Source organism: Rhodobacteraceae bacterium Araon29 (assembly GCA_039640505.1).
GTDB lineage: Bacteria > Pseudomonadota > Alphaproteobacteria > Rhodobacterales > Rhodobacteraceae > CABZJG01.
The window spans coordinates 3,305,595-3,325,840 of record CP046865.1 but is presented as its reverse complement, the minus strand read 5'-3'; the positions used below and the strand labels follow the sequence as shown (position 1 = coordinate 3,325,840).

Annotated in this window: 21 protein-coding genes; 13 read left to right on the top strand and 8 right to left on the bottom strand. The window is 48.2% G+C overall.

From position 1 onward, the window contains the following. Positions 1-46 precede the first annotated feature (46 nt). Together GN278_16145 and GN278_16140 are read left to right on the top strand one after the other, a co-directional pair. On the top strand, positions 47-1,624 hold the full coding sequence (locus GN278_16145; protein XAT62160.1) for a glycosyl transferase: 1,578 nt from the start codon (positions 47-49) through the stop codon (positions 1,622-1,624). Between the two features lie 8 nt (positions 1,625-1,632). Then, a complete protein-coding gene (locus GN278_16140) occupies positions 1,633-2,019 on the top strand; it encodes an HIT domain-containing protein (GenBank protein XAT62159.1) in 387 nt (128 codons plus the stop codon). Between the two features lie 18 nt (positions 2,020-2,037). Here GN278_16140 and GN278_16135 read toward each other — a convergent pair whose 3' ends face one another. Then, positions 2,038-3,012 carry an ATP-binding cassette domain-containing protein gene (locus GN278_16135; GenBank protein XAT62158.1) on the bottom strand — a complete coding sequence of 325 codons (975 nt, stop codon included), beginning with the start codon at positions 3,010-3,012 and terminating at the stop codon, positions 2,038-2,040. 70 nt (positions 3,013-3,082) lie between these two features. Between GN278_16135 and GN278_16130 the strand changes: the two genes are divergently transcribed. From GN278_16130 to GN278_16115, 4 genes are all read left to right on the top strand, one after another. Beyond that, positions 3,083-3,274 carry a zinc-finger domain-containing protein gene (locus tag GN278_16130; GenBank protein ID XAT62157.1) on the top strand — a complete coding sequence of 64 codons (192 nt, stop codon included), beginning with the start codon at positions 3,083-3,085 and terminating at the stop codon, positions 3,272-3,274. A 120-nt stretch (positions 3,275-3,394) separates the two neighbouring features. Next, a complete protein-coding gene (gene polA / locus GN278_16125; GenBank protein ID XAT62156.1) occupies positions 3,395-6,193 on the top strand; it encodes a DNA polymerase I in 2,799 nt (932 codons plus the stop codon). A gap of 214 nt (positions 6,194-6,407) precedes the next feature. Beyond that, on the top strand, positions 6,408-7,859 hold the full coding sequence (locus tag GN278_16120; protein XAT62155.1) for an aldehyde dehydrogenase family protein: 1,452 nt from the start codon (positions 6,408-6,410) through the stop codon (positions 7,857-7,859). Continuing rightward, entirely contained in the window at positions 7,856-8,830 is a 975-nt protein-coding gene (locus GN278_16115) for a membrane dipeptidase (protein ID XAT62154.1), read from the top strand. Before GN278_16120 ends, GN278_16115 begins: the two co-directional genes overlap by 4 nt. Positions 8,831-8,891: 61 nt before the next feature. Here the strand turns inward: GN278_16115 and GN278_16110 are convergent, their stop codons facing one another. After that, complete coding sequence (locus GN278_16110) at positions 8,892-9,494, bottom strand: DUF1285 domain-containing protein (GenBank protein XAT62153.1); 603 nt, start codon at positions 9,492-9,494, stop codon at positions 8,892-8,894. Between the two features lie 150 nt (positions 9,495-9,644). Between GN278_16110 and GN278_16105 the strand changes: the two genes are divergently transcribed. The 5 genes from GN278_16105 (at position 9,645) to GN278_16085 (ending at position 14,982) form a co-directional block, all read left to right on the top strand. Then, positions 9,645-11,093 carry an FAD-binding protein gene (locus tag GN278_16105; protein XAT62152.1) on the top strand — a complete coding sequence of 483 codons (1,449 nt, stop codon included), beginning with the start codon at positions 9,645-9,647 and terminating at the stop codon, positions 11,091-11,093. 12 nt (positions 11,094-11,105) lie between these two features. Beyond that, positions 11,106-12,215: an FAD-binding protein gene (locus GN278_16100; GenBank protein XAT62151.1), complete on the top strand. Its 1,110-nt coding sequence runs from the start codon at positions 11,106-11,108 to the stop codon at positions 12,213-12,215. 2 nt (positions 12,216-12,217) lie between these two features. Beyond that, positions 12,218-13,522, top strand: coding sequence for a glycolate oxidase subunit GlcF (gene glcF / locus GN278_16095; GenBank protein XAT62150.1), 1,305 nt, complete (start codon positions 12,218-12,220; stop codon positions 13,520-13,522). Positions 13,523-13,611: 89 nt separating this feature from the next. Further along, a complete protein-coding gene (locus tag GN278_16090) occupies positions 13,612-14,346 on the top strand; it encodes a trypsin-like serine protease (protein XAT62149.1) in 735 nt (244 codons plus the stop codon). Between the two features lie 177 nt (positions 14,347-14,523). Continuing rightward, entirely contained in the window at positions 14,524-14,982 is a 459-nt protein-coding gene (locus tag GN278_16085; protein ID XAT62148.1) for an Hsp20 family protein, read from the top strand. A gap of 36 nt (positions 14,983-15,018) precedes the next feature. On the opposite strand, the gene GN278_16080 is transcribed toward GN278_16085, so the two are convergent. Continuing rightward, positions 15,019-15,750 carry a hypothetical protein gene (locus tag GN278_16080; GenBank protein ID XAT62712.1) on the bottom strand — a complete coding sequence of 244 codons (732 nt, stop codon included), beginning with the start codon at positions 15,748-15,750 and terminating at the stop codon, positions 15,019-15,021. Further along, the gene (gene rbfA, locus GN278_16075; GenBank protein ID XAT62147.1) at positions 15,750-16,148 is read right to left on the bottom strand and encodes a 30S ribosome-binding factor RbfA; all 399 of its coding nucleotides are present in this window, start codon (positions 16,146-16,148) and stop codon (positions 15,750-15,752) included. The genes GN278_16080 and rbfA overlap by 1 nt, the downstream gene beginning before the upstream one ends. Before the next feature lie 88 nt (positions 16,149-16,236). On the opposite strand from rbfA, the gene GN278_16070 reads away from it, so the two are divergent. Then, positions 16,237-17,049 carry a 4-hydroxy-tetrahydrodipicolinate reductase gene (locus GN278_16070; GenBank protein XAT62146.1) on the top strand — a complete coding sequence of 271 codons (813 nt, stop codon included), beginning with the start codon at positions 16,237-16,239 and terminating at the stop codon, positions 17,047-17,049. 52 nt (positions 17,050-17,101) lie between these two features. Beyond that, a complete protein-coding gene (locus GN278_16065; protein XAT62145.1) occupies positions 17,102-17,461 on the top strand; it encodes a dihydrodipicolinate reductase in 360 nt (119 codons plus the stop codon). 74 nt (positions 17,462-17,535) lie between these two features. On the opposite strand, the gene rnhA is transcribed toward GN278_16065, so the two are convergent. The 4 genes from rnhA to ispH all read right to left on the bottom strand — a co-directional run bounded on the left by rnhA (position 17,536) and on the right by ispH (position 20,041). Then, the gene (rnhA, locus tag GN278_16060) at positions 17,536-17,997 is read right to left on the bottom strand and encodes a ribonuclease HI (GenBank protein XAT62144.1); all 462 of its coding nucleotides are present in this window, start codon (positions 17,995-17,997) and stop codon (positions 17,536-17,538) included. Further along, positions 17,990-18,583: a methyltransferase domain-containing protein gene (locus tag GN278_16055; protein ID XAT62143.1), complete on the bottom strand. Its 594-nt coding sequence runs from the start codon at positions 18,581-18,583 to the stop codon at positions 17,990-17,992. The genes rnhA and GN278_16055 overlap by 8 nt, the downstream gene beginning before the upstream one ends. Then, positions 18,580-19,032 carry a DUF3429 family protein gene (locus GN278_16050; GenBank protein ID XAT62142.1) on the bottom strand — a complete coding sequence of 151 codons (453 nt, stop codon included), beginning with the start codon at positions 19,030-19,032 and terminating at the stop codon, positions 18,580-18,582. The genes GN278_16055 and GN278_16050 overlap by 4 nt, the downstream gene beginning before the upstream one ends. A gap of 61 nt (positions 19,033-19,093) precedes the next feature. Beyond that, positions 19,094-20,041, bottom strand: a complete 948-nt coding sequence (gene ispH, locus GN278_16045) for a 4-hydroxy-3-methylbut-2-enyl diphosphate reductase (GenBank protein XAT62141.1) — start codon at positions 20,039-20,041, stop codon at positions 19,094-19,096. Between the last annotated feature and the right edge of the window lie 205 nt (positions 20,042-20,246).

Here is a 20,246-nt window from a genome sequence, read left to right as displayed (position 1 = left end):
TAACTGCATCTCTTTATAATGTTTCTTAAAGATAGGTAAACTATAATTGGCAAAAATAGCTTTTATATTACTGTGCCACAAAAATCCACAGGCCATTATTGATCAGGCACAGCAATTGACGGCTGTGGGTGACTACATAGCAATTCACTTTGATGCTAGCGCCCGTTTGGCTGACTATCAGCAAATTCGGCGCTCCCTTGCAGACAACAAAAATGTCACTTTTGCGAAAAAGCGAATCAAATGCGGTTGGGGAGAATGGTCGCTTGTTCAGGCCACACTCAACGCAATACAAGCAGCCAGTGATGCTTTTCCGCTGGCCTCGCATTTTTATATGTTGTCCGGTGATTGCATGGCGATTAAATCCGCCCGATATGCCCATCAGTTCCTAGACGAGCGGGATGTTGACTATATCGAGAGTTTTGACTTTTTTGAAAGTGACTGGATCAAAACCGGCATGAAAAAGGATCGGTTAATCTATCGTCATTTTTTCAATGAACGGGCGCGAAAGTGGTTATTTTATAAATCATTAAACTGGCAAAAACACTTGGGGTTATCACGGCAGATACCTCATGATTTGAAAATTCAAATTGGCAGCCAATGGTGGTGTTTGCGCCGCCGCACCATTGAGGCCATTTTGGAATTCACCAAAACCCGAAAAGACGTGTTGCGTTTTTTCCGCACGACATGGATCCCTGATGAAACCTATTTTCAAACTATTGTTGGCCATCTGATTCCCGCGGTTGAGATCGACTCGCGCACTCTGACGTTTTTGGTGTTTTCAGATTACGGTATGCCTGCCACATTTTATAATGATCATTATGACTTTTTGGTGGCCCAAGATTTCCTTTTTGCCCGTAAGATAAGTCCAGGGGCCGCCGACCTAAGAGAGCAGCTTGGACAGCTTTATGCGAGTGATAAAACCAATTTTGAAATTTCTGATGATGGAAGAAAGTTATATCTATTTCTAACTCAGGCAGGGCGAAAAGGACAACGGTTTGCGCCTCGTATTTGGGAAAAGGAAAGTCAGATAGGGCATGGCCGAACACTCTTTATTATCGTGTGCAAAAAATGGCATGTTGCAAAGCGCCTTATGAATATTTTGCAAACCCAGTTAGAGGTGCCAGCTTTGGGTTATCTTTTTGGCGAAGACCCTGAAAGTCTTCCTTACCTCGGGGGAATTCTGTCCAACCAGAGCAAGAAAAATCGCCACCGCCGTTTGTTGATGCGTTTGCTTTTTGGACATTTTAAAAGCGATCGAATGATGATCTGTCTTGATCCCAGTGACATAGAGTCCTTAAAAGATTTTCAGTCTGATCCAGTTGAAACCCGAATTGTTGAAATCAACTGCTTGCTTGATGATCAATACCTTCTGGGCCATGCCCAGCGGATAGGGCTGGTAAAAGAGATCGCCGAAAATAAATCAACCGAACGAGTTCTTCCGAGTATTCGAAACCAAATTCACCAGGAAAGCGACGCAATAAGGCAATCTAACTTTGAAAATAGATTTGTGGTTTCGCAAGCAGCGCAGGATGACGAAAATATCAAGCAATTGATGGCATTTTGCGATCTTGACCAATCGGAAGCAGCCCGCATTATAGAACAGAAGTGGATCTTTTCAGATTGAGGACCGACATGAGCTATACATATGATACCGATAATGTTTTTGCCAAAATCCTACGCGGCGAAATACCGAATAAAACTGTTCTTGAAACAGAGCATTCGCTGGCGTTCGAAGATATTCAACCTGGCGCACCACTGCACGTTCTGGTGATACCCAAAGGGTCTTATGTGAGCTATGATCACTTTGCCTCAGAAGCTTCAGACGCTGAAATTGTGGATTTCACTCACGCTATTGGCAAGGTTTGTGAACTTTCCGGCGTGCAGCCCAACGCGGGTGGCGGCGGCTTTCGCCTTATAGCGAACACAGGGCCGGACGGGTTGCAGGATGTGCCGCATTTACATGTGCATGTTTTGGGCGGACGTAATTTGGGACGTATGCTGTCACATCCTAGCTCCTAATTTTTGATGTCGGCCAACCTAGGGCTTGGTAATCTTTTCGCTTGATTGATCAGTTTCTGCTTGGGCAGAGGTCAACGCCAAAAATACATCTTCCAGATCGGATTGTTGGGTTCTGACATCGCGGATCGTAATTCCGGCATCACGGACGGATTTCAGCACATCTTCGGCGCTTATTTGCGCTGAACGGTAGTTGATCACCAAGGTGCCATCCGGCCGAAGGCTCGCCGAGGTGTCACGATGCTGGGGCAGTGCGCTGACGGGTTCAACCGGTTGGATCACAAGTGTTTTTGCATCCAGATAGCCCAACAGGTTTTTTGTGCTGTCTTGCGCCACGATCTGGCCTTTGTTCAGGATTGCGATTTCATCACACATTTGCTCGGCTTCTTCGAGGTAATGGGTGGTCAAGATTATCGTCATCCCATGATCGCGGTTCAGCCGGCGGACGTTTTGCCACAGCATTTGGCGCAATTCGATGTCCACCCCGGCTGTTGGCTCATCAAGCACTAAGATCGGCGGAGTGTGCACCAGAGCCTTGGCCAGCAGCAAGCGGCGGCGCATCCCCCCGGACAGCGTTCGCGCATAGGCTTCGGCCTGCTCGCTGAGCCCGACCATTGCAAGGATTTCATCGCTGCGCCGTTCACTGGCAGGAACTCCATAAAGCCCCGCTTGCACTTCAAGCGCACGGCGCGGCGTAAAAAACGGATCGAGGTTAAGCTCTTGCGGCATCACCCCGATAGAAGCGCGCGCTTGGCGCGGATTGCTATCCTGATCAAAGCCCCAAATTTGCACTGATCCAGCACTTTTGTTGACCAGTCCAGCCAGAATATTGATCAAGGTCGATTTGCCAGCGCCATTAGGGCCCAAAAGTCCAAACACCGAACCTCCTGGAATCGTTAAATCAATGCCATCAAGCGCCGGGCGTGTTGGGTTGCCGCGGCGCTGGGCATAGGTCTTGTGCACGCCATGAATTTCGATAGCGGTCTGCTGTAACACGCTCTTGCCCCTTGTTCGCTAATCGCTCATAAGACAGGTAATGCACAGACAGCCAAAAGGGAATGGGTCGATGACAACTCCGGCACCACAAACCAAAATTGTTGATAGCTATCGTGTGTCGTGTGACGGCGGCGAAGGCGCGCTGGGGCACCCGCGTGTTTGGCTGCAAATCGCCAGTGACCAAGGATGGGTTGAATGCCCTTATTGTGATTGCAGAATGGTGCACCGCGATTTTGCCGAACAAGTCGAGGCCAGTTCCTAAAAATTATGCTGGCGTAACAAGCAGAGTTTTTGTGCCAGCTCGCTGTATAAAGGCAATGGCCAAGCGCTTTAGGCTGATGTAGAAATTCAGGTGTAGCAATTTGATCAAGGACACCGCGAAATGAATTTTGGCAAAGGTCACCACCTGCACTTGATCGACGGCTCGGCATTTATCTTTCGTGCCTATCATGCATTGCCGCCGCTGACCCGCAAATCCGACGGGCTTCCCATCGGGGCGGTTAGCGGTTTTTGCAATATGCTGCAGCGCTATGTGGAAACCAATACCGGACCCGATGCGCCCACCCATGTCGCCGTTATTTTTGACAAGGGCAGTCACACGTTTCGCAACGATCTTTATGATCAGTACAAAGCCAACCGTGATGAAATGCCCGAGGACTTGCGTCCGCAGATGCCGCTGACCCGCGATGCCACCCGCGCGTTTAATATCGCTTGCGAAGAAATGGAAGGCTATGAGGCCGATGACATCATCGCCACGCTTGCGGTGCAGGCCCGTGATGCAGGCGGCAGGGTCACTATTCTAAGTTCTGACAAGGACCTGATGCAATTGGTGGGCGGCGGCGTTGAAATGTATGACGCGATGAAAAACCGCCGCATTGACCGTGACGGGGTCCATGAAAAATTTGGTGTCTTTCCGGAAAGCGTTGTGGATGTGCAAGCGCTGGCAGGAGACAGCGTCGACAATGTCCCCGGCGCGCCGGGCATCGGGGTGAAAACTGCCGCCCTTTTGATTAATGAATATGGTGATCTTGATAGCCTTCTGGAGCGGGCCGGTGAAATCAAACAGCCCAAGCGCCGCGAAAGCCTCATGACCAATGCCGATCAAATACGGCTGTCCAAACAGCTGGTACAGCTTGACTGTGCAACGCCGCTTGCCTTTTCGATTGATGATCTGGAAGTGCGCGATCCTGATCCAGAGGTTTTGCTTGGCTTTCTAGGGGATATGGAATTTCGCACCCTGACCAAAAGGATTGCTGATAAGCTGGGCGTCGAAGCGCCGGTTGTTGCCGAGCAGACAGCTGTGGTGGATGACGGGGTGAGCCAACCTGAAAAGGTCGCCTTTGATCCCAGCGCTTACGAGTGCATCCGCGATTTGGGCGCTTTGCAGCTTTGGATCGATAAAATTCAAGAGCGCGGCACTGTGGCAGTGGACACGGAAACCACTTCGCTGAATGAAATGCGCGCCGAACTGGTGGGCATATCGCTCTGCGTCGAAGCGGGCAGCGCCTGCTATATCCCGCTAACTCATAAAGAAGGCGCTGCGGATGATTTATTCGGGTCCTTAAAAATGGCCGAAGGGCAATTGCCCATGGATGTGGTTCTGGATGCGCTTAAGCCTTTGCTTGAAAGCCCATCGATCCTGAAAATCGGCCAGAATATGAAATATGATGCGAAAATATTTGCCCGCCACGGTATTTGCGTTGATCCCATAGATGACACCATGCTGCTGTCTTATGCATTGCATGGCGGGCTGCACGGCCATGGCATGGACGCGCTGTCTGAGCGCTATCTGGACCACAGCCCGATCCCGATTAAACCACTGCTTGGATCAGGCAAATCTGCAATTACCTTTGATCGGGTCAGCATTGAAGAGGCCGTTCCCTATGCGGCCGAGGATGCCGATATCACCCTGCGGCTGTGGCAAACCCTTAAGCCGCGCCTGCATCAAAGCCGCGTCACGCGGGTCTATGAAACCCTTGAGCGGCCCTTGGTGCCGGTCTTGGCCGACATGGAAATGGCCGGCATTAAAGTTGACCGCGATACGCTATCGCGCATGTCCAATGCCTTTGCCCAGAAAATGGCGGGGCTTGAGGCCGATATACATGAGCTTGCTGGCGAAAGTTTCAATGTGGGCAGCCCCAAGCAACTGGGCGAGATCATGTTCGACAAGCTGAGTTATGAGGGCGGCAAAAAAGGGAAAACAGGGGCTTATGCCACAGGGGCGGATGTTTTAGAGGATCTCGCCACGATCCATGATTTGCCCAAGCGGGTGTTGGATTGGCGTCAGCTGAGCAAGCTTAAATCCACCTATACCGATGCGCTACAGGACCACATCAACGCTGAAACCGGCCGTGTGCATACGTCTTACGTGATTGCGGGTGCTAACACTGGCCGCTTGGCGTCAACTGATCCCAATTTGCAAAACATCCCCGTGCGCACCGAAGATGGTCGGCGCATCCGTGAGGCGTTTATTGCCGAGCAGGGGAAAGTTCTGGTCAGTCTTGACTATAGCCAGATCGAGCTGCGCATATTGGCCCATGTGGCTGGTATCGACAGTCTCAAGGCCGCCTTTCGCGAGGGTCAGGATATTCATGCGATGACGGCATCGGAAATGTTTGATGTGCCGCTGGATCAAATGACGCCGGATGTTCGCCGGCAGGCCAAAGCGATCAACTTTGGTGTCATCTACGGCATTTCCGGTTTTGGGCTGGCGCGCAATCTGCGCATTCCGCGCAGCCAGGCACAGGGCTTTATCGACCGCTATTTCGAACGCTTTCCGGGCATTCGCGAATATATGGATGCCACGGTTAAATTTGCCAAAGACAACAGCCGGGTTGAAACCTTGTTTGGCCGCGTGATTCATACGCCTGAAATTAATGCCAAAGGGCCGGCTGCCGGATTTGCCAAACGTGCCGCGATTAACGCGCCTATCCAGGGCACGGCGGCCGATATTATTCGCCGCGCGATGATCCGTATGCCTCAGGCAATTGCCGGGCTGCCCGCAAAGATGTTGCTACAGGTGCATGACGAGCTGTTGTTTGAGGTGGATGAGGATCAGGTTGATCCGTTGGTTGCGGCCGCCAAAGAGGTGATGCAAGAGGCCGCTGATCCGGTGGTGCATTTAGATGTGCCGCTGGTGGTTGATGCCGGTCAAGGCGCCCATTGGGCCGCTGCGCATTAATCGCAAAAACCATAGCCGTAAATAGCTAAAATTGCGCAATTGTTGTCTATTTCGGCGGTTTTTGGCACACCTGCGCAAAACTGACGTGATACCGACGCGATACAGTCACCTGTTTTTGGCTGGTTTATAGGGTCAGAATTCCCAAAGATATGGGTTTGACGGCCTAGGGTCACCAGTGCATGGTGGCAAGGAAAATTTAACAAAAGGACGCCCGATGGGAACGCTGCACAAAAATTATATCTCTGGGGAATGGGCTGCTGGGGAAAGCGAAATTGAAAACCGAAACCCGTCGGATTTATCCGATCTGGTCGGGCTTTACGCGCAGGCCTCGTCCGATCAACTTGAGGCCACCTTGGACCAAGCTGCCGTGGCCCAAATCGAATGGGCAGCCTATGGGATCGAACGCAAATATGCCGTTTTAAACGCCATCGGCACTGAGATGATGGAGCGCGCAGAAGAGCTTGGCACTTTGCTGTCACGCGAAGAAGGAAAACCATTTGCGGAAGGCAAGGGCGAAGTTTATCGCGCCGGTCAGTTCTTTACCTATTATGCAGCGCAAACCCTGCGGCAAATGGGCGAAAATGCTGAATCTGTGCGACCGGGAATTGATGTTGATATTCGCCGCGAACCTGTTGGTATCGTTGCCATAATTTCGCCTTGGAACTTTCCGACCGCCACTGCGTCATGGAAAATTGCCCCCGCCTTGGCTTACGGCAATGCGGTGGTGTGGAAACCGGCCAATCTTACCCCGGCATCTGCCGTTGCGCTGACCGAAATCATAGCCCGTCAGGATATTCCCAAGGGCCTCTTTAGTCTAGTAATGGGGGCAGGAAGCAGCATCGGACAGCGTTTGGTGGAAAGTCCTAAAGTGGATGCGATTTCTTTTACCGGCTCAGTGCCCGTTGGCAAAGGAATTGCGCAATCAGCCGCACAAAACCTTACCAAGGTGCAGATGGAAATGGGGTCAAAAAACGCCCTTGCGGTGATGGATGATGCTGACCTTGACCTAGCTGTTTCTGTGGCTTTGGGCGGGGCATTTGGCGGCTCGGGTCAAAAATGCACCGCCTCATCGCGCTTGGTTGTGCATCAAGCCATCCATGATGCATTTGTGGAAAAAATGATCGCTGGGGCGCAAGCGATGAAGGTTGGCCATGCTTTGCAAGAAGGCACTCAAATCGGCCCCATTGTAAGCGCCCAGCAGCTGCAAGAAAACCTTGATTACGTTGCTCTTGGGCAATCAGAAGGCGCGGAACTAGCCTGCGGTGGGGCACGTTTGGAAATGCCGACAGAGGGTTTTTATATGTCACCCGGGCTGTTCATTGGCAGCTCAAATAGCATGCGTATAAACCGCGAAGAAATGTTTGCGCCTTTGGCAGCCGTGATCAAGGTGGGCAGCTATGATGAGGCCTTACACGTTGTAAATGATACAAATTTTGGACTGACGTCCGGGATTGTGACCAAAGACCTTGCCCGGGCAACGCATTTTAGACAGCACGCGAAAACCGGCTGTGTCATGGTTAACCTGCCCACTGCTGGTACGGACTATCACGTACCATTTGGCGGGCGCGGCGACAGCTCGTATGGACCGCGCGAACAAGGCAGCTATGCGGCCGAGTTCTATACAACCGTGAAAACCTCTTATATCTTTTCGGGGCAGCCTTCATGATGATCGTCGACAACCTTCAATATGCAAATTGGTCGGAAAAGATCTTCCGCCAGATGCGTGAAGGTGGTGTGGATGCAGTTCACGTTACGATTTCCTATCACGAAAATTTTCGCGAAACAGTTTTGAACTTTGAACAATGGAACCGTTGGTTTGAACAGTATCCCGACCTGATTATGAAAGGCCTATGGGCCGAAGATATAGATCGGGCCAGAGACAGCAACAGAACAGCGATATTCTTTGGCTTTCAGAACCCTAGCCCGATCGAGGATGATATTGGCCTGGTGGAAATCGTGCATAGCTTAGGGGCACGTTTCATGCAGCTTACCTATAACAACCAGTCGCTTCTGGCCACTGGCTGTTATGAAAAAGAGGACACAGGTATCACCCGAATGGGTCGTCAGGTGATCAAAGAAATGAACCGCGTGGGCCTTGTTGTGGACATGAGCCATTCGGCAGATCGCTCGACCATCGAAGCGGCAGAGCTTTCCGAACGGCCTATTGCAATCACCCATGCCAACCCTCACGCTTGGCACCCTGCTCTGCGCAACAAGCGGCATGATGTTTTAAAAGCTGTCACAGATGCGGGAGGTATGTTGGGGGTTTCACTGTATCCGCATCACCTCAAAGATAAATCAGATTGCACATTACAAAGCTTTTGCGAAATGATTGCCCGCGCGGCAGATTCATATGGTGTTTACAGTTTGGGAATAGGCTCGGATTTGTGTCAGGATCAGCCAGACAGTGTTGTTGAATGGATGCGGGTCGGGCGCTGGAGCAAAGAAATAGATTATGGGGAAGGATCGGCCAGTGCGCCCGGATTTCCGCCGATGCCAAGCTGGTTTCAAGACAACCGGGATTTTGGGAACATTACCGAAGGCCTTGCTCAGACCGGTCTTTCAAAATCCGAAGTAAGCGGGATTATGGGGGAAAACTGGCGCCGGTTTTACAAAGAGAATTTTGTGCCCATGTAAATGTTGTTTCAGGCTTTCTAGATTAATGCCTCGGCAGCACGATTTGAGATAGTAATACTATTTATGAACCGTCTTCATTCAATTCCTGCGAAGGAATGATGGGAAAAAATGTACCTGAAGAATAGACCCCAAACCATTGCTCCTGATTATGTGTTTCATGGATGCCAAGGTCAATGAGCCTATAAAAACTCTTGCGGTCAATCAAAGCTTCAAGTCCAGCTCTTATGTGGACATATGGTGACGGCTCCCCAGTTTTTGGGTCGCGCACGATCCGTATTGGGTTGGCTCCATTGGCAATTGAAAAATCACCAACCTGTGTTTCAAACTGTAGAGTTTGCTCTTTGCCCTGTTCCAAGGCATTGAAGTCAATGGCCACAAATGGAGCATCGTCCACAGTTATCCCAACTTTTTCAACAGGCGTAACCAAAAAATATTTATCTCCATCCTTGCGAAGCACTGAAGAAAAAAGCTTAACCAGCTCAAACCGTCCGATGGGGGTGCCAAGGTAAAACCACGTTCCATCGCGCGCAATGCGCATATCGAGATCGCCGCAAAACGGTGGGTTCCATTTTTCAACTGGTGGAAGTCCACGGGTCTTGGTCGCGGCCATTACCGTTGTTGCTATTGAGTCAGCCGAGGCAGGATCTAACGGTTTTGCGCTCATTGATATTGCCACTCCAATTGGTGATATTACCCTCTTAGCAAAGGATATATTTTTCAAGCGAGATTTTTCACGAATAAGGTTGTTGGATTTTAAAAAACCCTTGCGTTTCGGCTAAATTGGTTATAATTTATTACCAATAAGGAAGTTGCCATGGAAATGCCCACCCCCGACCAAAACGTGTTAAATCGGAAACCGGAACTGGTTAAAAGGTTGCTGAGCGTTTTGCCGCGAGATGCAGTGATCGATCATGAAGCTGAGACCAAAGCCTATGAATGTGATGCACTTTCGGCATATCGCTGTCCTCCGATGGTCGCTGTTTTACCCAGAACAACAGAAGAAATCTCGGCAGTTTTGAAAATCTGCAACGAAATGCGGGTCCCGGTTGTACCTCGGGGTTCAGGCACTTCATTATCTGGTGGTGCTTTGCCCACAGCTGATAGTGTAATAATCGGTGTTGCACGTATGAACGCTGTCTTAGAGACCAATTATCCAGACCGATATATCAAGGTACAGTCCGGCCGAACGAATTTGAGCGTCACGGGTGCGGTTGAGGCCGATGGCTTCTTTTATGCACCTGACCCCTCAAGCCAGTTGGCCTGTGCCATAGCGGGCAATATTGCAATGAATTCCGGCGGCGCGCATTGTTTGAAATATGGCGTGACATCAAACAACCTTTTGGGGGTCAAATTTGTGACCATGCAAGGGGACATTATAGAAATTGGTGGCCCGCATCTGGATGCAGAAGGGCTTGATCTATTGGGGTTGATTTGTGGCTCAGAGGGTCAATTGGGCATGGTAACCGAAGCCACGCTGCGTATTTTGCCAAAACCAGAAGGCGCGCGCCCGGTGTTGATCGGATTTGATAACAATGAAACTGCGGGCGTTTGTGTGGCCGATATTGTAAAGGCTGGTGTTCTTCCTGTTGCGATCGAGTTTATGGATAGGCCATGTATCCAAGCAACCGATGCTTTTGCAGGCGCTGGATATCCGCTTTGTGAAGCCTTGCTGATCGTTGAAGTCGAAGGTAGCCAAGCGGAAATTGAAGAGCAATTGGAAAAAATCACCGCAATTGCGCGCAAGCATGATCCGGTCGAATTGCGAGAGGCAAAAGATGAAGATCAAGCCAATAGAATTTGGCTCGGCCGAAAATCGGCGTTTGGCGCCATGGGCCAATTGAACGACTACATGTGCCTTGATGGAACTATTCCTGTAACTCAATTGCCTTATGTTTTGCGGCGCATGAATGAATTAAGTGAAGAATTTGGATTAAAGGTCGGCAATGTTTTTCATGCAGGGGATGGCAACCTACACCCTTTGATTTTGTACGATGCCAACAAGCCCGGTGATCTTGAGACCTGTGAGGCATTTGGGGCAGAAATTTTAAAGCTCTGCGTGGAAGTTGGCGGTTGCTTGACCGGTGAACATGGTGTCGGCATTGAAAAAAGGGATTTAATGCCTGTTCAATTTCAAGCTGTTGATCTTGAGGCGCAAATGCAAATTAAAGATGTATTTGACCCCAAATGGCTTTTGAACCCAGCCAAGGTCTTCCCCTTGGACAGTTCAGCAGAGCGTCGCAATTCCAATGGGTCATTGAGTTAAGCAAATAGATATATGAATATTTTCCAGCCAAAAACCGAAGCTGAGGTGGCACAGGTTATCCGCGAGACAAATCGAGGATTAAGCATCTTTGGGGGCGGTACGCGCGGCGTATGCGAACGCGGCGGCAACTCTCTTGAAACAAAAGGACTGAGCGGCATCATTGACTACCAACCAGGGGCGTTAACAATGATCGCTCAAGCGGGAACACCGCTAAAGGAAATAGCAGCAGCATTGGACCAAGAAGGCCAAAGACTACCGTTTGAGCCGATGGATTCCCAAGCGATGCTGGCTTTAGGAGGATCGCCTACAATTGGCGGTGCATTTGCAGCAAACATAAGCGGGCCAAGGCGCATTCAAGTCGGGGCAGCCCGCGATTTTTTGCTTGGGGTTAGATTTGTGGATGGCAGCGGCAATATCCTTAAATCAGGTGGCAGCGTGATGAAGAATGTTACCGGATACGATCTGGTTAAATTACTTGCAGGAAGCTACGGCACATTAGGTGTGATCACGCAGGTTGCATTCAAAGTCCTGCCTATTGCGGAAACCCAATCCACTTTGATCCTGGAGGGTTTGGATGATGAAACTGCCATTGATGCTTTGACCACGGCTATGAATTCACCCTTTGATGTATCAGGAGCAGCACATGCGCCAAGCGAAAAACAAACCTATTTAAGAATTGAAGGTTTTAACGAGTCGGTTCTTTACCGCACCGAAAAGTTGCAAGCCTATTTGAAAAAATTTGGCGAAGCACAGGTGGCAAACGCCACTCAAAGCGAAAGCCTCTGGTCCAAAATACGCAATGTAGATGTTTTTGCAGATAAAGATGCAGATATTTGGAAGTTATCGGTCAAACCAACCGCTGCCCCCAAAATTGTTTCAGCCATTGGCTTTAATCAGCATCTATATGACTGGTCAGGCGGTTTAATTTGGGGGACTTTACCTAAAGGTAGCAACCCTCGGCAGCCATTATCCAAGTTTGGAGGTCATGCGACCCGGGTGCGAGGTAAGAGTGGGAGCATTCCCAAGTTTCAGCCCCAATCGCCGTTGGTTGCAGATTTATCAGAAAAAATCCGCAGTAAATTTGATCCGCGGGGCATACTTAATGCGGGGCTTATGGGGTAAATATGCAGACATTTTTTGAACCAAAAAGCCTAGATGATTCAGACATGAGCCGGTCTAATTCTATTTTAAGGTCTTGCGTGCACTGCGGGTTTTGCACAGCGACCTGTCCAACCTACCAAGTGTTAGGGGATGAATTAGACAGCCCGAGAGGCCGCATATATTTGATCAAGGACATGCTTGAAAACGAGCGGGTGCCAGATGAAAAAACAGTTCAACACATCGATAGATGTCTGTCGTGCTTGGCCTGCATGACAACATGCCCTTCCGGTGTGCATTATATGCATTTGGTTGATCACGCACGCTCTTACATTGATCAGAATTATAAACGACCTCTCTTTGATCGTATGTTGCGTTTCGCTTTGTCTAAAATTTTGCCCTATCCCATCCGATTTCGACTGGCTCTTGCAGCCGCTAAATTGGCGCGCCCTTTTGCGCGATTGATCCCCAGCAAGCGTTTGCGCGCCATGATTGCTCTGGCGCCAAAAAACATACCTCCAGTGAGCCGAAATGATGATCCGCAATCTTTCAAGGCAAGTGGGGTAACCAAAAAAAGAGTGGCACTTATGACGGGCTGTGCCCAACGCGCATTGAACACGGATATCAACGACGCAACCATTCGTTTATTACAGCGATTGGGTTGCGAAATTGTGATCGCACAGGGTCAGGGGTGCTGTGGTGCATTGACCCACCACATGGGGAAAACCAATGAAAGCCACGCGGCGGCGGCTAAAAACATTAATGCATGGCGTTCAGAAATGCAAAATCAAGGATTAGATGCGATTATCATTAATACCAGCGGTTGCGGCACGACGGTCAAAGATTATGGCCATATGTTTCGCAATACCGAATTGGCAAAGGACGCTGAAGCGATTGCTTCCATCACAAAAGATGTCACTGAATTCTTGGTTGAACTAGAACTGCCCGAATGCAAAACTCAGGACTTGAAAGTCGCCTACCATGCAGCCTGTTCTCTACAACACGGCCAAAAGGTTAAAAACCCACCTAAAATGCTTTTAAAACAAGCTGGTTTTGACGTTGTAGAGCCTGCAGATTCGCATTTATGCTGTGGCTCAGCGGGCACATATAATATTCTTCAACCAGAAATCTCAACGCTTTTACAATCCCGAAAAGTACAAACATTGGAAGCAACAAAGCCCGATGTCATTGCCACTGGAAATCTTGGATGTATGATGCAAATTGGCAATGGTACATCAGTGCCGATTGTCCATACCATTGAGCTTTTGGATTGGGCAAGCGGTGGCCCTGTTCCGGCGGCATTGGCCAATGCTTTAGAAACGTCACCTTGAAATCCTAAATTGCTTTAATCGGCAAACAGCTTTAGGAATTACAGCAATGGGTTAAAACGTGGCAATGCGTCAGTTGCGGAGGCGGTTTGGTGCGGTATTTTCTAGCATTTGTTTTACAAATATTTTCGCTTACAGGGTCTATGGCAGACACCAGTGACCTTACCAGTTTGGAAACCTTGGATCAGGGCCGCGACTGGATGGCTGTTGGAAGGCTCTCTTACAAAAATGGTCAGAGCTTTTGCACCGCAACGCTCGTTGCGCCAGATTTGATATTGACCGCATCACATTGTGTTTATGACTTCACTACAGGCGAAGGGCTTGACCTTGGTCATTTGGAATTTCAAGCCGGTTGGCGAAACGGACGAGCTGAGGCATATAGCATGATCGCAAAGTCGGTGACTTTTCCGACCAATCACGTTTCTGAAATGCCAAAAATTGAAAGTGTTAGAAATGATGTTGCTTTGCTAAAGCTTTTACACCCTATCAAAAAACACTCAGTTCAACCCTTTGCAATTGCCGCACTGCCTAATGACCAAAAGTCGGTGGCCGTTGTTTCCTATGCGCTGGGCCGGATAAATGCGCCATCAATTCAAAGCAGCTGCGATATTTCTGACCAGACAGAAGATATACTTTCACTGAATTGCGATGTTGATTTTGGGGCTTCGGGCGCTCCAGTTTTCTATTTTTCCGAACAGGGACCAATGATTGTATCAATCGTATCTGCCGTGGTGCAAACGGCTCAGGAAAAATTAGTTTTTGGCCCATTGCTTGAACGGTCATTAAGTCGGCTTCAAAATATCTTGGCCAATGGGGATGGGTCATAGGGCATTTAAGAGACGATCAACCCAAATGGATATTTCTGGGAATATCATCATACGCCTAATCTTGTAAAAGTACTTTTGCTTACCCATGTCTTCTGTGCGAGCGCCACGATTGGGCTCGTAAATGATCGCCTGGTCTATCGAGACAGGTTTAACTTTTGTCGCTCAATGGAGGACTCTATGAGACATTTTGACTTTACACCACTATACAGTGCGAGCATTGGATTTGATCAAATCGCTGATTTGATAGACCGTGTGTCGTCGGGTGATAACCCAAACACAACTTATCCACCCTATAACATCGAAAAGACAGATGATGACGCCTATCGTATTTCTATTGCAGTGGCCGGCTTTTCTGAAAAAGACCTAATCGTCGAGGTCAAAGAAAGTGCTTTGGTGGTTGCGGCTAAAAAATCTGAGACCAAAGATGCAAAGAGCTATTTACATCGAGGTATCGCCACAAGAAGCTTTGAACGCAAGTTTGATTTGGCCGATCATGTAAGGGTTATTGCGGCAAGTTATGCGGATGGCATGTTAAACATTGATCTTAAGCGAGAAGTCCCCGAGGCGTTAAAGCCCCGCCGGATCGAAATTGAATCTGTGGGGTCATCCATTATTGATGGAACATCAATAAACTAAACGACCGATGCTTTGCGCTTTTCCCGGTGGCTAAAATCAGTGGGCTGCCGGGGATACAACACCAATAATTGGCCCTAAAGACCGGCTATGGCCCACCCGGTTAATAAGGGGTGCATACATCTGGGACACATTCCCATCCAAGTACAAAGCCGAATTCAATCCCAGATGATCTTTGAATAATCTTGCAAATTTATGAAATATGATCGGCCTATTTGTGATAACAAAGTGAGCCCACTGGCCTTCCTGTGATGTCCCGACACCATTTCTGATAAACTGAGACGAGCTATTTTCTAGGAATCTTGGGTGTAATTTTCCACCGATTACCAACATAGGCCCAGATTGAGTGGCAAATAGGCAGTTTGGGTTTTCTTGTAGGTAAGCGCTGGTTTCCAAAACCTGCACCGAGTGTTCTGAGATACAAAAAACTCCATTGGGCAACATCCCAAAATTTCCCGGCCCTGCCTGAGAAACGGCCCTGCGCAACACCTTACCATCTTCAATATAAAGCCCCACTGGGGTAAGGTCTAGCCGGAACATACCGCCATTCATTGCAAAATCTAAAGTTAGGCTTTGGCTTTGAAGGTATGTATCTAGTGTTTGAAAGCGACCAAACACATCATTGTTATCATTTTTTAGAAAAATTCTAAGGTCATCTTGTTTGATATTGGCGCTGCATATCGAGAAAGGAATATCTTCAAACTGGTCATTTTTGCACTCAAGCGCATATATCGGACTCGTCAAGAAAAGTAATAGCGCAAGGCTACGGATCATTTATCATCCAAATCTTGACGCACGGCGTCTTGTGAAAAAAGTCGGCGTGTCTCATCCATTCGGTCAAAGGTTTCATCCAATCGAAACCTCAGGTCTGGTGTGAACTTTAAAGTTAATTCTTTGGAAATTGCCCGGCGGATTTCGTATTTATTTTTGGCGAGCAATGCAATCAAATTCTCGCCGCCTTGCCCACCCAAGGGGCATACATAGGCCGTGGCTACCTTTAGATCTGGGGATGCGCTGACTTCACCTACTGTGACTGAAACCCGATTAAGGTCTGGGTCATGTATATCACCCCGAGCCAAAACGTCCGATAACGTACGTCTTATGAGTTCCCCAACGCGCAATTGGCGTTGGGATGGACCGGGACCGTTGTAAAACTTATTCTTTGCCATAAGTTTTGTCTACGCGCTTGATTGGGCTTTGCCAAGTCGCTCGAGTCGCGTAAAGACAGAAAAGACTTGTAAAATGGAGTTCTTCGTTATGCCTGATCCAATTGGCGTTGTTGTTACAGGGGCTTCTGGCCGAATGGGCCAAATGCTGATCAATACCGTTGCCCAATCCGACCGAATGAATTTGGTTGGGGCTATTGAACGCTCAGGGCATCCCTGGCTTGGACAAGATATTGGTCTTTCAATGGGGATGGCGGAAATTGGTGTAACGGTTGAGGAAGACCCGCTCCCCTCGTTTTCTAAAGCCAATTGCGTGATCGACTTTACATCCCCAGATGCGACCATGGAATTTGCTGCGCTTGCCGCGCAGGCCCGCATCGTGCACGTTATTGGAACAACAGGCATGGACGACAAACATTTTGAAAAGATTGCGAGCGCGGCACGCCATGCAACAATCATCAGAGCTGGAAACATGTCTCTTGGGGTTAATTTGTTGGTAAAATTAACAAAATTAGTTTCAGAAGCCTTGGATGATGATTTTGATATCGAGATTATTGAAGCGCACCATAATCAAAAAGTTGATGCTCCTTCGGGCACAGCCTTGATGCTGGGAGAGGCGGCAGCAGATGGTCGCGGTGTCGCACTGAAGGATGTCACAGATGTTAATCGAAACGGGATCGTTGGACGCAGAAAGACCGGCGATATTGGATTTGTATCTGTGCGCGGTGGCGACATTGTTGGTGAACATGATGTGATGTTTGCAGCAACAGGTGAACGCATACATCTTCGCCATATTGCCACGGACCGGTCTGTTTTTGCCCGTGGGGCGCTCAAGGCAGCCTTATGGGGTCAAGGAAAGCCGCCGGGTGAATATACAATGTTCGATGTTCTTGGCTTGTCTTAATGTGGTAGAGGAATATTTAAAAGCATAGCAGGATGGTTTGGGGTCTTTGCCTATGCGTATAGTATCATGTTTCTTTTATTTTGCTCTTTTCAGCGCTGTCTCTTCAGTCGCATGGTCTGAGTATCTAGTTATTAAGGACAAAAATGCATTTATCGCGGAGATCAAAGACAAAACGTTAAAACGGCCTCTTATTCGGCTTGAAGTAACCGAAGATGGCAAAATAAACGGACGGGCCGCAATGCTGAACGTAACCGGGCAATGGACATGGGAAAACAACTATTTTTGCCGTGATTTATTCTGGGGGTCACGAAACTTGGGCTATAATTGCCAGCAAGTTTCAAGCAACGGAAAAAAAATCCGTTTTACCTCTGATAAAGGTGAAGGTGATTTTGCTGATTTCACAGTTAAATAATTTTTGAATTCAAAGAATATGAAAAAGCAAATTAGGAAAAGCTGATCTTACGGATGAATATAAATTTTTGCCGTTTATGGTGAGTTATCTTTAAATGGTGCCATGCCTTGGCGAGCTAAGGCATCTGCTCGCTCGTTTTCAGGATGGCCGGCGTGGCCTTTCACCCATTGCCACACAACCTGATGAGGCCCACAGGCTGTGTCCAATCTTTTCCAAAGCTCAGCATTTTTAACCGGCTTTTTTGCAGCCGTTCGCCATCCATTTTTTTTCCAGTTCTTTAGCCAAAGAGAGATGCCATTTTTGACGTAATTGCTATCTGTTACAATTGTTATTTCGCTTGGTTTTTCAAGTGTCTCTAGGGCATGAATTGCTGCCAATAATTCCATTTGATTATTTGTGGTTTGCGGCGCGCCACCTTGCAAAGTCCGCTCTTTTAAAACGTCCTTCTGCTTTTTGGCTTGTAGCAAAACACCCCATCCACCGGGGCCCGGGTTGCCCGAACAGGCACCATCAGTATATGCGAACAAATCAGGCATGCGCAAAAACCGAAATCCATTTTGCAGTGCTTCCATCCAAACCTTTGCTGCTGCCAGTGAGATAGTTTTCCCATGTGAAACCCGCTGCACTCAATAAGGCTTCAAGCTCCTCTTGCTGATAGTATGTGTAAAGTCGCCCGAGCGCATCACGCGCTTCGCCTTTTCCCAGTTTCAAACTGAGGCAAAACTTGCCTCCTGCCTTAAGGCTTTTGTGGATTGCAATCAGCAAGCCCTCCATATCGCTGCGTGGTGCATGCAAAAGAGAAAAGCTTGCCCAGACACCTTCATAGGCATCAATTTTATTAAACTCATGAAATCCCGCTTGCCATACTTTAACCAAAGGATGGCGACTGGCCAATTTTACCATTTCTTGTGAGGCGTCAAATGCATGGGTGACCATGCCCTTGTCCGCAAAATATGCAGCGGAGGTGCCTGGTCCACATCCGTAGTCAAGGACGTGTGCCTTGGCTGGCAATGTGTTAGTGAAATTCTCTAACCGGATGTCTTGATCAACATCCTTCGAAAGATTTGTATATTCATCAGCCTTTGAATTATAGATATCAATTGTCGTGGCGTCTGGCTTCATAGGTAAACTCCAACAGCTAATAGAGATATTACGAGAAAAGTCAGAAGAAGCCTGAGCTTCATCCACCAATTAGGGGCAAAGCCGCGAGACCAGAAATACCAATCAATTGCCAAAAGGCCAAAAAAGCCAAAAATTAGATTTTGACCAGTTTGTTCCGGGCTGCCACTTGCCGAAAAAAAAGCCCAGAGGGCAGGAAGAACAGAGAGCGAATATCCCACAACTGCGGATTTACCATTCAAATTTGTGGAATACCCCCACAAAACTCCAGACATGAAAGATAAAATTACGGCACCGTAAAATAGCTGCACAAAGGGTCCAACAAAGCGTGATCCTGCATATACGAGTGTGAAGTGCGACAACGCATCAAATTGCATGGTCAGAACACCCCAACAAAACGGCAAAACACCTGCTAGGCCAAGAAGTAATGCAGGTCGGGGAACTCCATTCATAAATTTTTCTCTCGCCTCAAAAACTGAATAAAGTAACGATTGGTTTATCTTCAAACTATAATCATGCCTGTCTTAAAATTTTGGGCACTTTAAAGCTAATGTTTTCTTGCGCTGTTTCGATCTTTTCTATGGTGACCGAAAAGCGCTGTTGAAATACTTCTACAACCTCATTCACAAGCACTTCAGGAGCAGAAGCTCCAGCGGTCACACCAACAGAGCGAATATTTTCCAGTGAGCGCCAGTCTATTTCGGTTGCCCGTTGAACAAGTTGTGCATACTTACAACCAGCCTTTGAAGCCACTTCAACAAGCCTCTTTGAATTTGACGAATTAGGAGCCCCGACAACAATTAAAGCGTCGACTTGGGGTGCTATTTGTTTCACTGCAAGCTGCCGGTTGGTTGTGGCATAACATATGTCTTCTTTATGCGGCCCAACAATTGCAGGAAACCTTTTGCTTAGAGCAGAAACAACCGTTGCAGTATCATCAATCGACAAAGTTGTTTGTGTTACATAGGCCAATTTTTGGGGATCCCGGACGTTTAAAGCTGATACGTCTTTTGCGGTTTCAACCAAAAGCACTTCTCCTTCTGGAAGCTGTCCCATCGTACCGATTGTTTCTGGGTGACCGTCATGGCCAATCATGACTATTTGAAGGCCAGCTTGATAATGTCGATCTGCCTCGATGTGAACTTTGCTGACCAAGGGGCAAGTGGCATCAACATACACCATGTCTCGTTTGGCTGCTGCTGCAGGCACAGCTTTTGGCACTCCATGGGCTGAAAAAATCACAGGTCGATCATCAGGGCATTGTTCTAATTCATCTACAAATATGGCTCCCTTGCGCCGCAAACCATCAACAACAAATTTATTGTGCACGATTTCATGTCGCACATAAACCGGTGCGCCCCATTTTTCTAAAGCCATTTCTACTATTTGAATGGCGCGGTCAACGCCCGCGCAAAATCCACGAGGAGCTGCCAAGTATAATTGTAACGCTGGACGTGTCATGCATTCTCCAGTTTCTCAACTTCGGCCATTGAGGACTTGAAGCATATTTTACGTAGCAATTAAACATTCTACAAACATAATCTCAAAAGTTTGGAAATCCGCAGCCTCAGAGTTTTCTTATCCAGACAAAGGTTTGGGAACTAATTTTGAAAATGGAAATTATGTGAGTAAATTAAATAAGCCCCCTCTGATTCACAGAGGAGGC

Excerpts from the sequence above, each read along its gene's own strand:
- GN278_16140 (XAT62159.1), top strand. The coding sequence starts at position 1,633 with ATGAGCTATACATATGATACCGATAATGTTTTTGCCAAAATCCTACGC.
- GN278_16105 (XAT62152.1), top strand. The coding sequence starts at position 9,645 with ATGGAAATGCCCACCCCCGACCAAAACGTGTTAAATCGGAAACCGGAA.
- GN278_16050 (XAT62142.1), bottom strand. The coding sequence starts at position 19,032 with ATGAATGGAGTTCCCCGACCTGCATTACTTCTTGGCCTAGCAGGTGTT.
- GN278_16115 (XAT62154.1), top strand. The coding sequence starts at position 7,856 with ATGATGATCGTCGACAACCTTCAATATGCAAATTGGTCGGAAAAGATC.
- GN278_16100 (XAT62151.1), top strand. The coding sequence starts at position 11,106 with ATGAATATTTTCCAGCCAAAAACCGAAGCTGAGGTGGCACAGGTTATC.
- GN278_16055 (XAT62143.1), bottom strand. The coding sequence starts at position 18,583 with ATGAAGCCAGACGCCACGACAATTGATATCTATAATTCAAAGGCTGAT.
- GN278_16085 (XAT62148.1), top strand. The coding sequence starts at position 14,524 with ATGAGACATTTTGACTTTACACCACTATACAGTGCGAGCATTGGATTT.
- rnhA (XAT62144.1), bottom strand. The coding sequence starts at position 17,997 with ATGCCTGATTTGTTCGCATATACTGATGGTGCCTGTTCGGGCAACCCG.
- rbfA (XAT62147.1), bottom strand. The coding sequence starts at position 16,148 with ATGGCAAAGAATAAGTTTTACAACGGTCCCGGTCCATCCCAACGCCAA.
- GN278_16130 (XAT62157.1), top strand. The coding sequence starts at position 3,083 with ATGACAACTCCGGCACCACAAACCAAAATTGTTGATAGCTATCGTGTG.
- GN278_16070 (XAT62146.1), top strand. The coding sequence starts at position 16,237 with ATGCCTGATCCAATTGGCGTTGTTGTTACAGGGGCTTCTGGCCGAATG.
- GN278_16065 (XAT62145.1), top strand. The coding sequence starts at position 17,102 with ATGCGTATAGTATCATGTTTCTTTTATTTTGCTCTTTTCAGCGCTGTC.
- ispH (XAT62141.1), bottom strand. The coding sequence starts at position 20,041 with ATGACACGTCCAGCGTTACAATTATACTTGGCAGCTCCTCGTGGATTT.
- GN278_16110 (XAT62153.1), bottom strand. The coding sequence starts at position 9,494 with ATGAGCGCAAAACCGTTAGATCCTGCCTCGGCTGACTCAATAGCAACA.
- polA (XAT62156.1), top strand. The coding sequence starts at position 3,395 with ATGAATTTTGGCAAAGGTCACCACCTGCACTTGATCGACGGCTCGGCA.
- GN278_16120 (XAT62155.1), top strand. The coding sequence starts at position 6,408 with ATGGGAACGCTGCACAAAAATTATATCTCTGGGGAATGGGCTGCTGGG.
- glcF (XAT62150.1), top strand. The coding sequence starts at position 12,218 with ATGCAGACATTTTTTGAACCAAAAAGCCTAGATGATTCAGACATGAGC.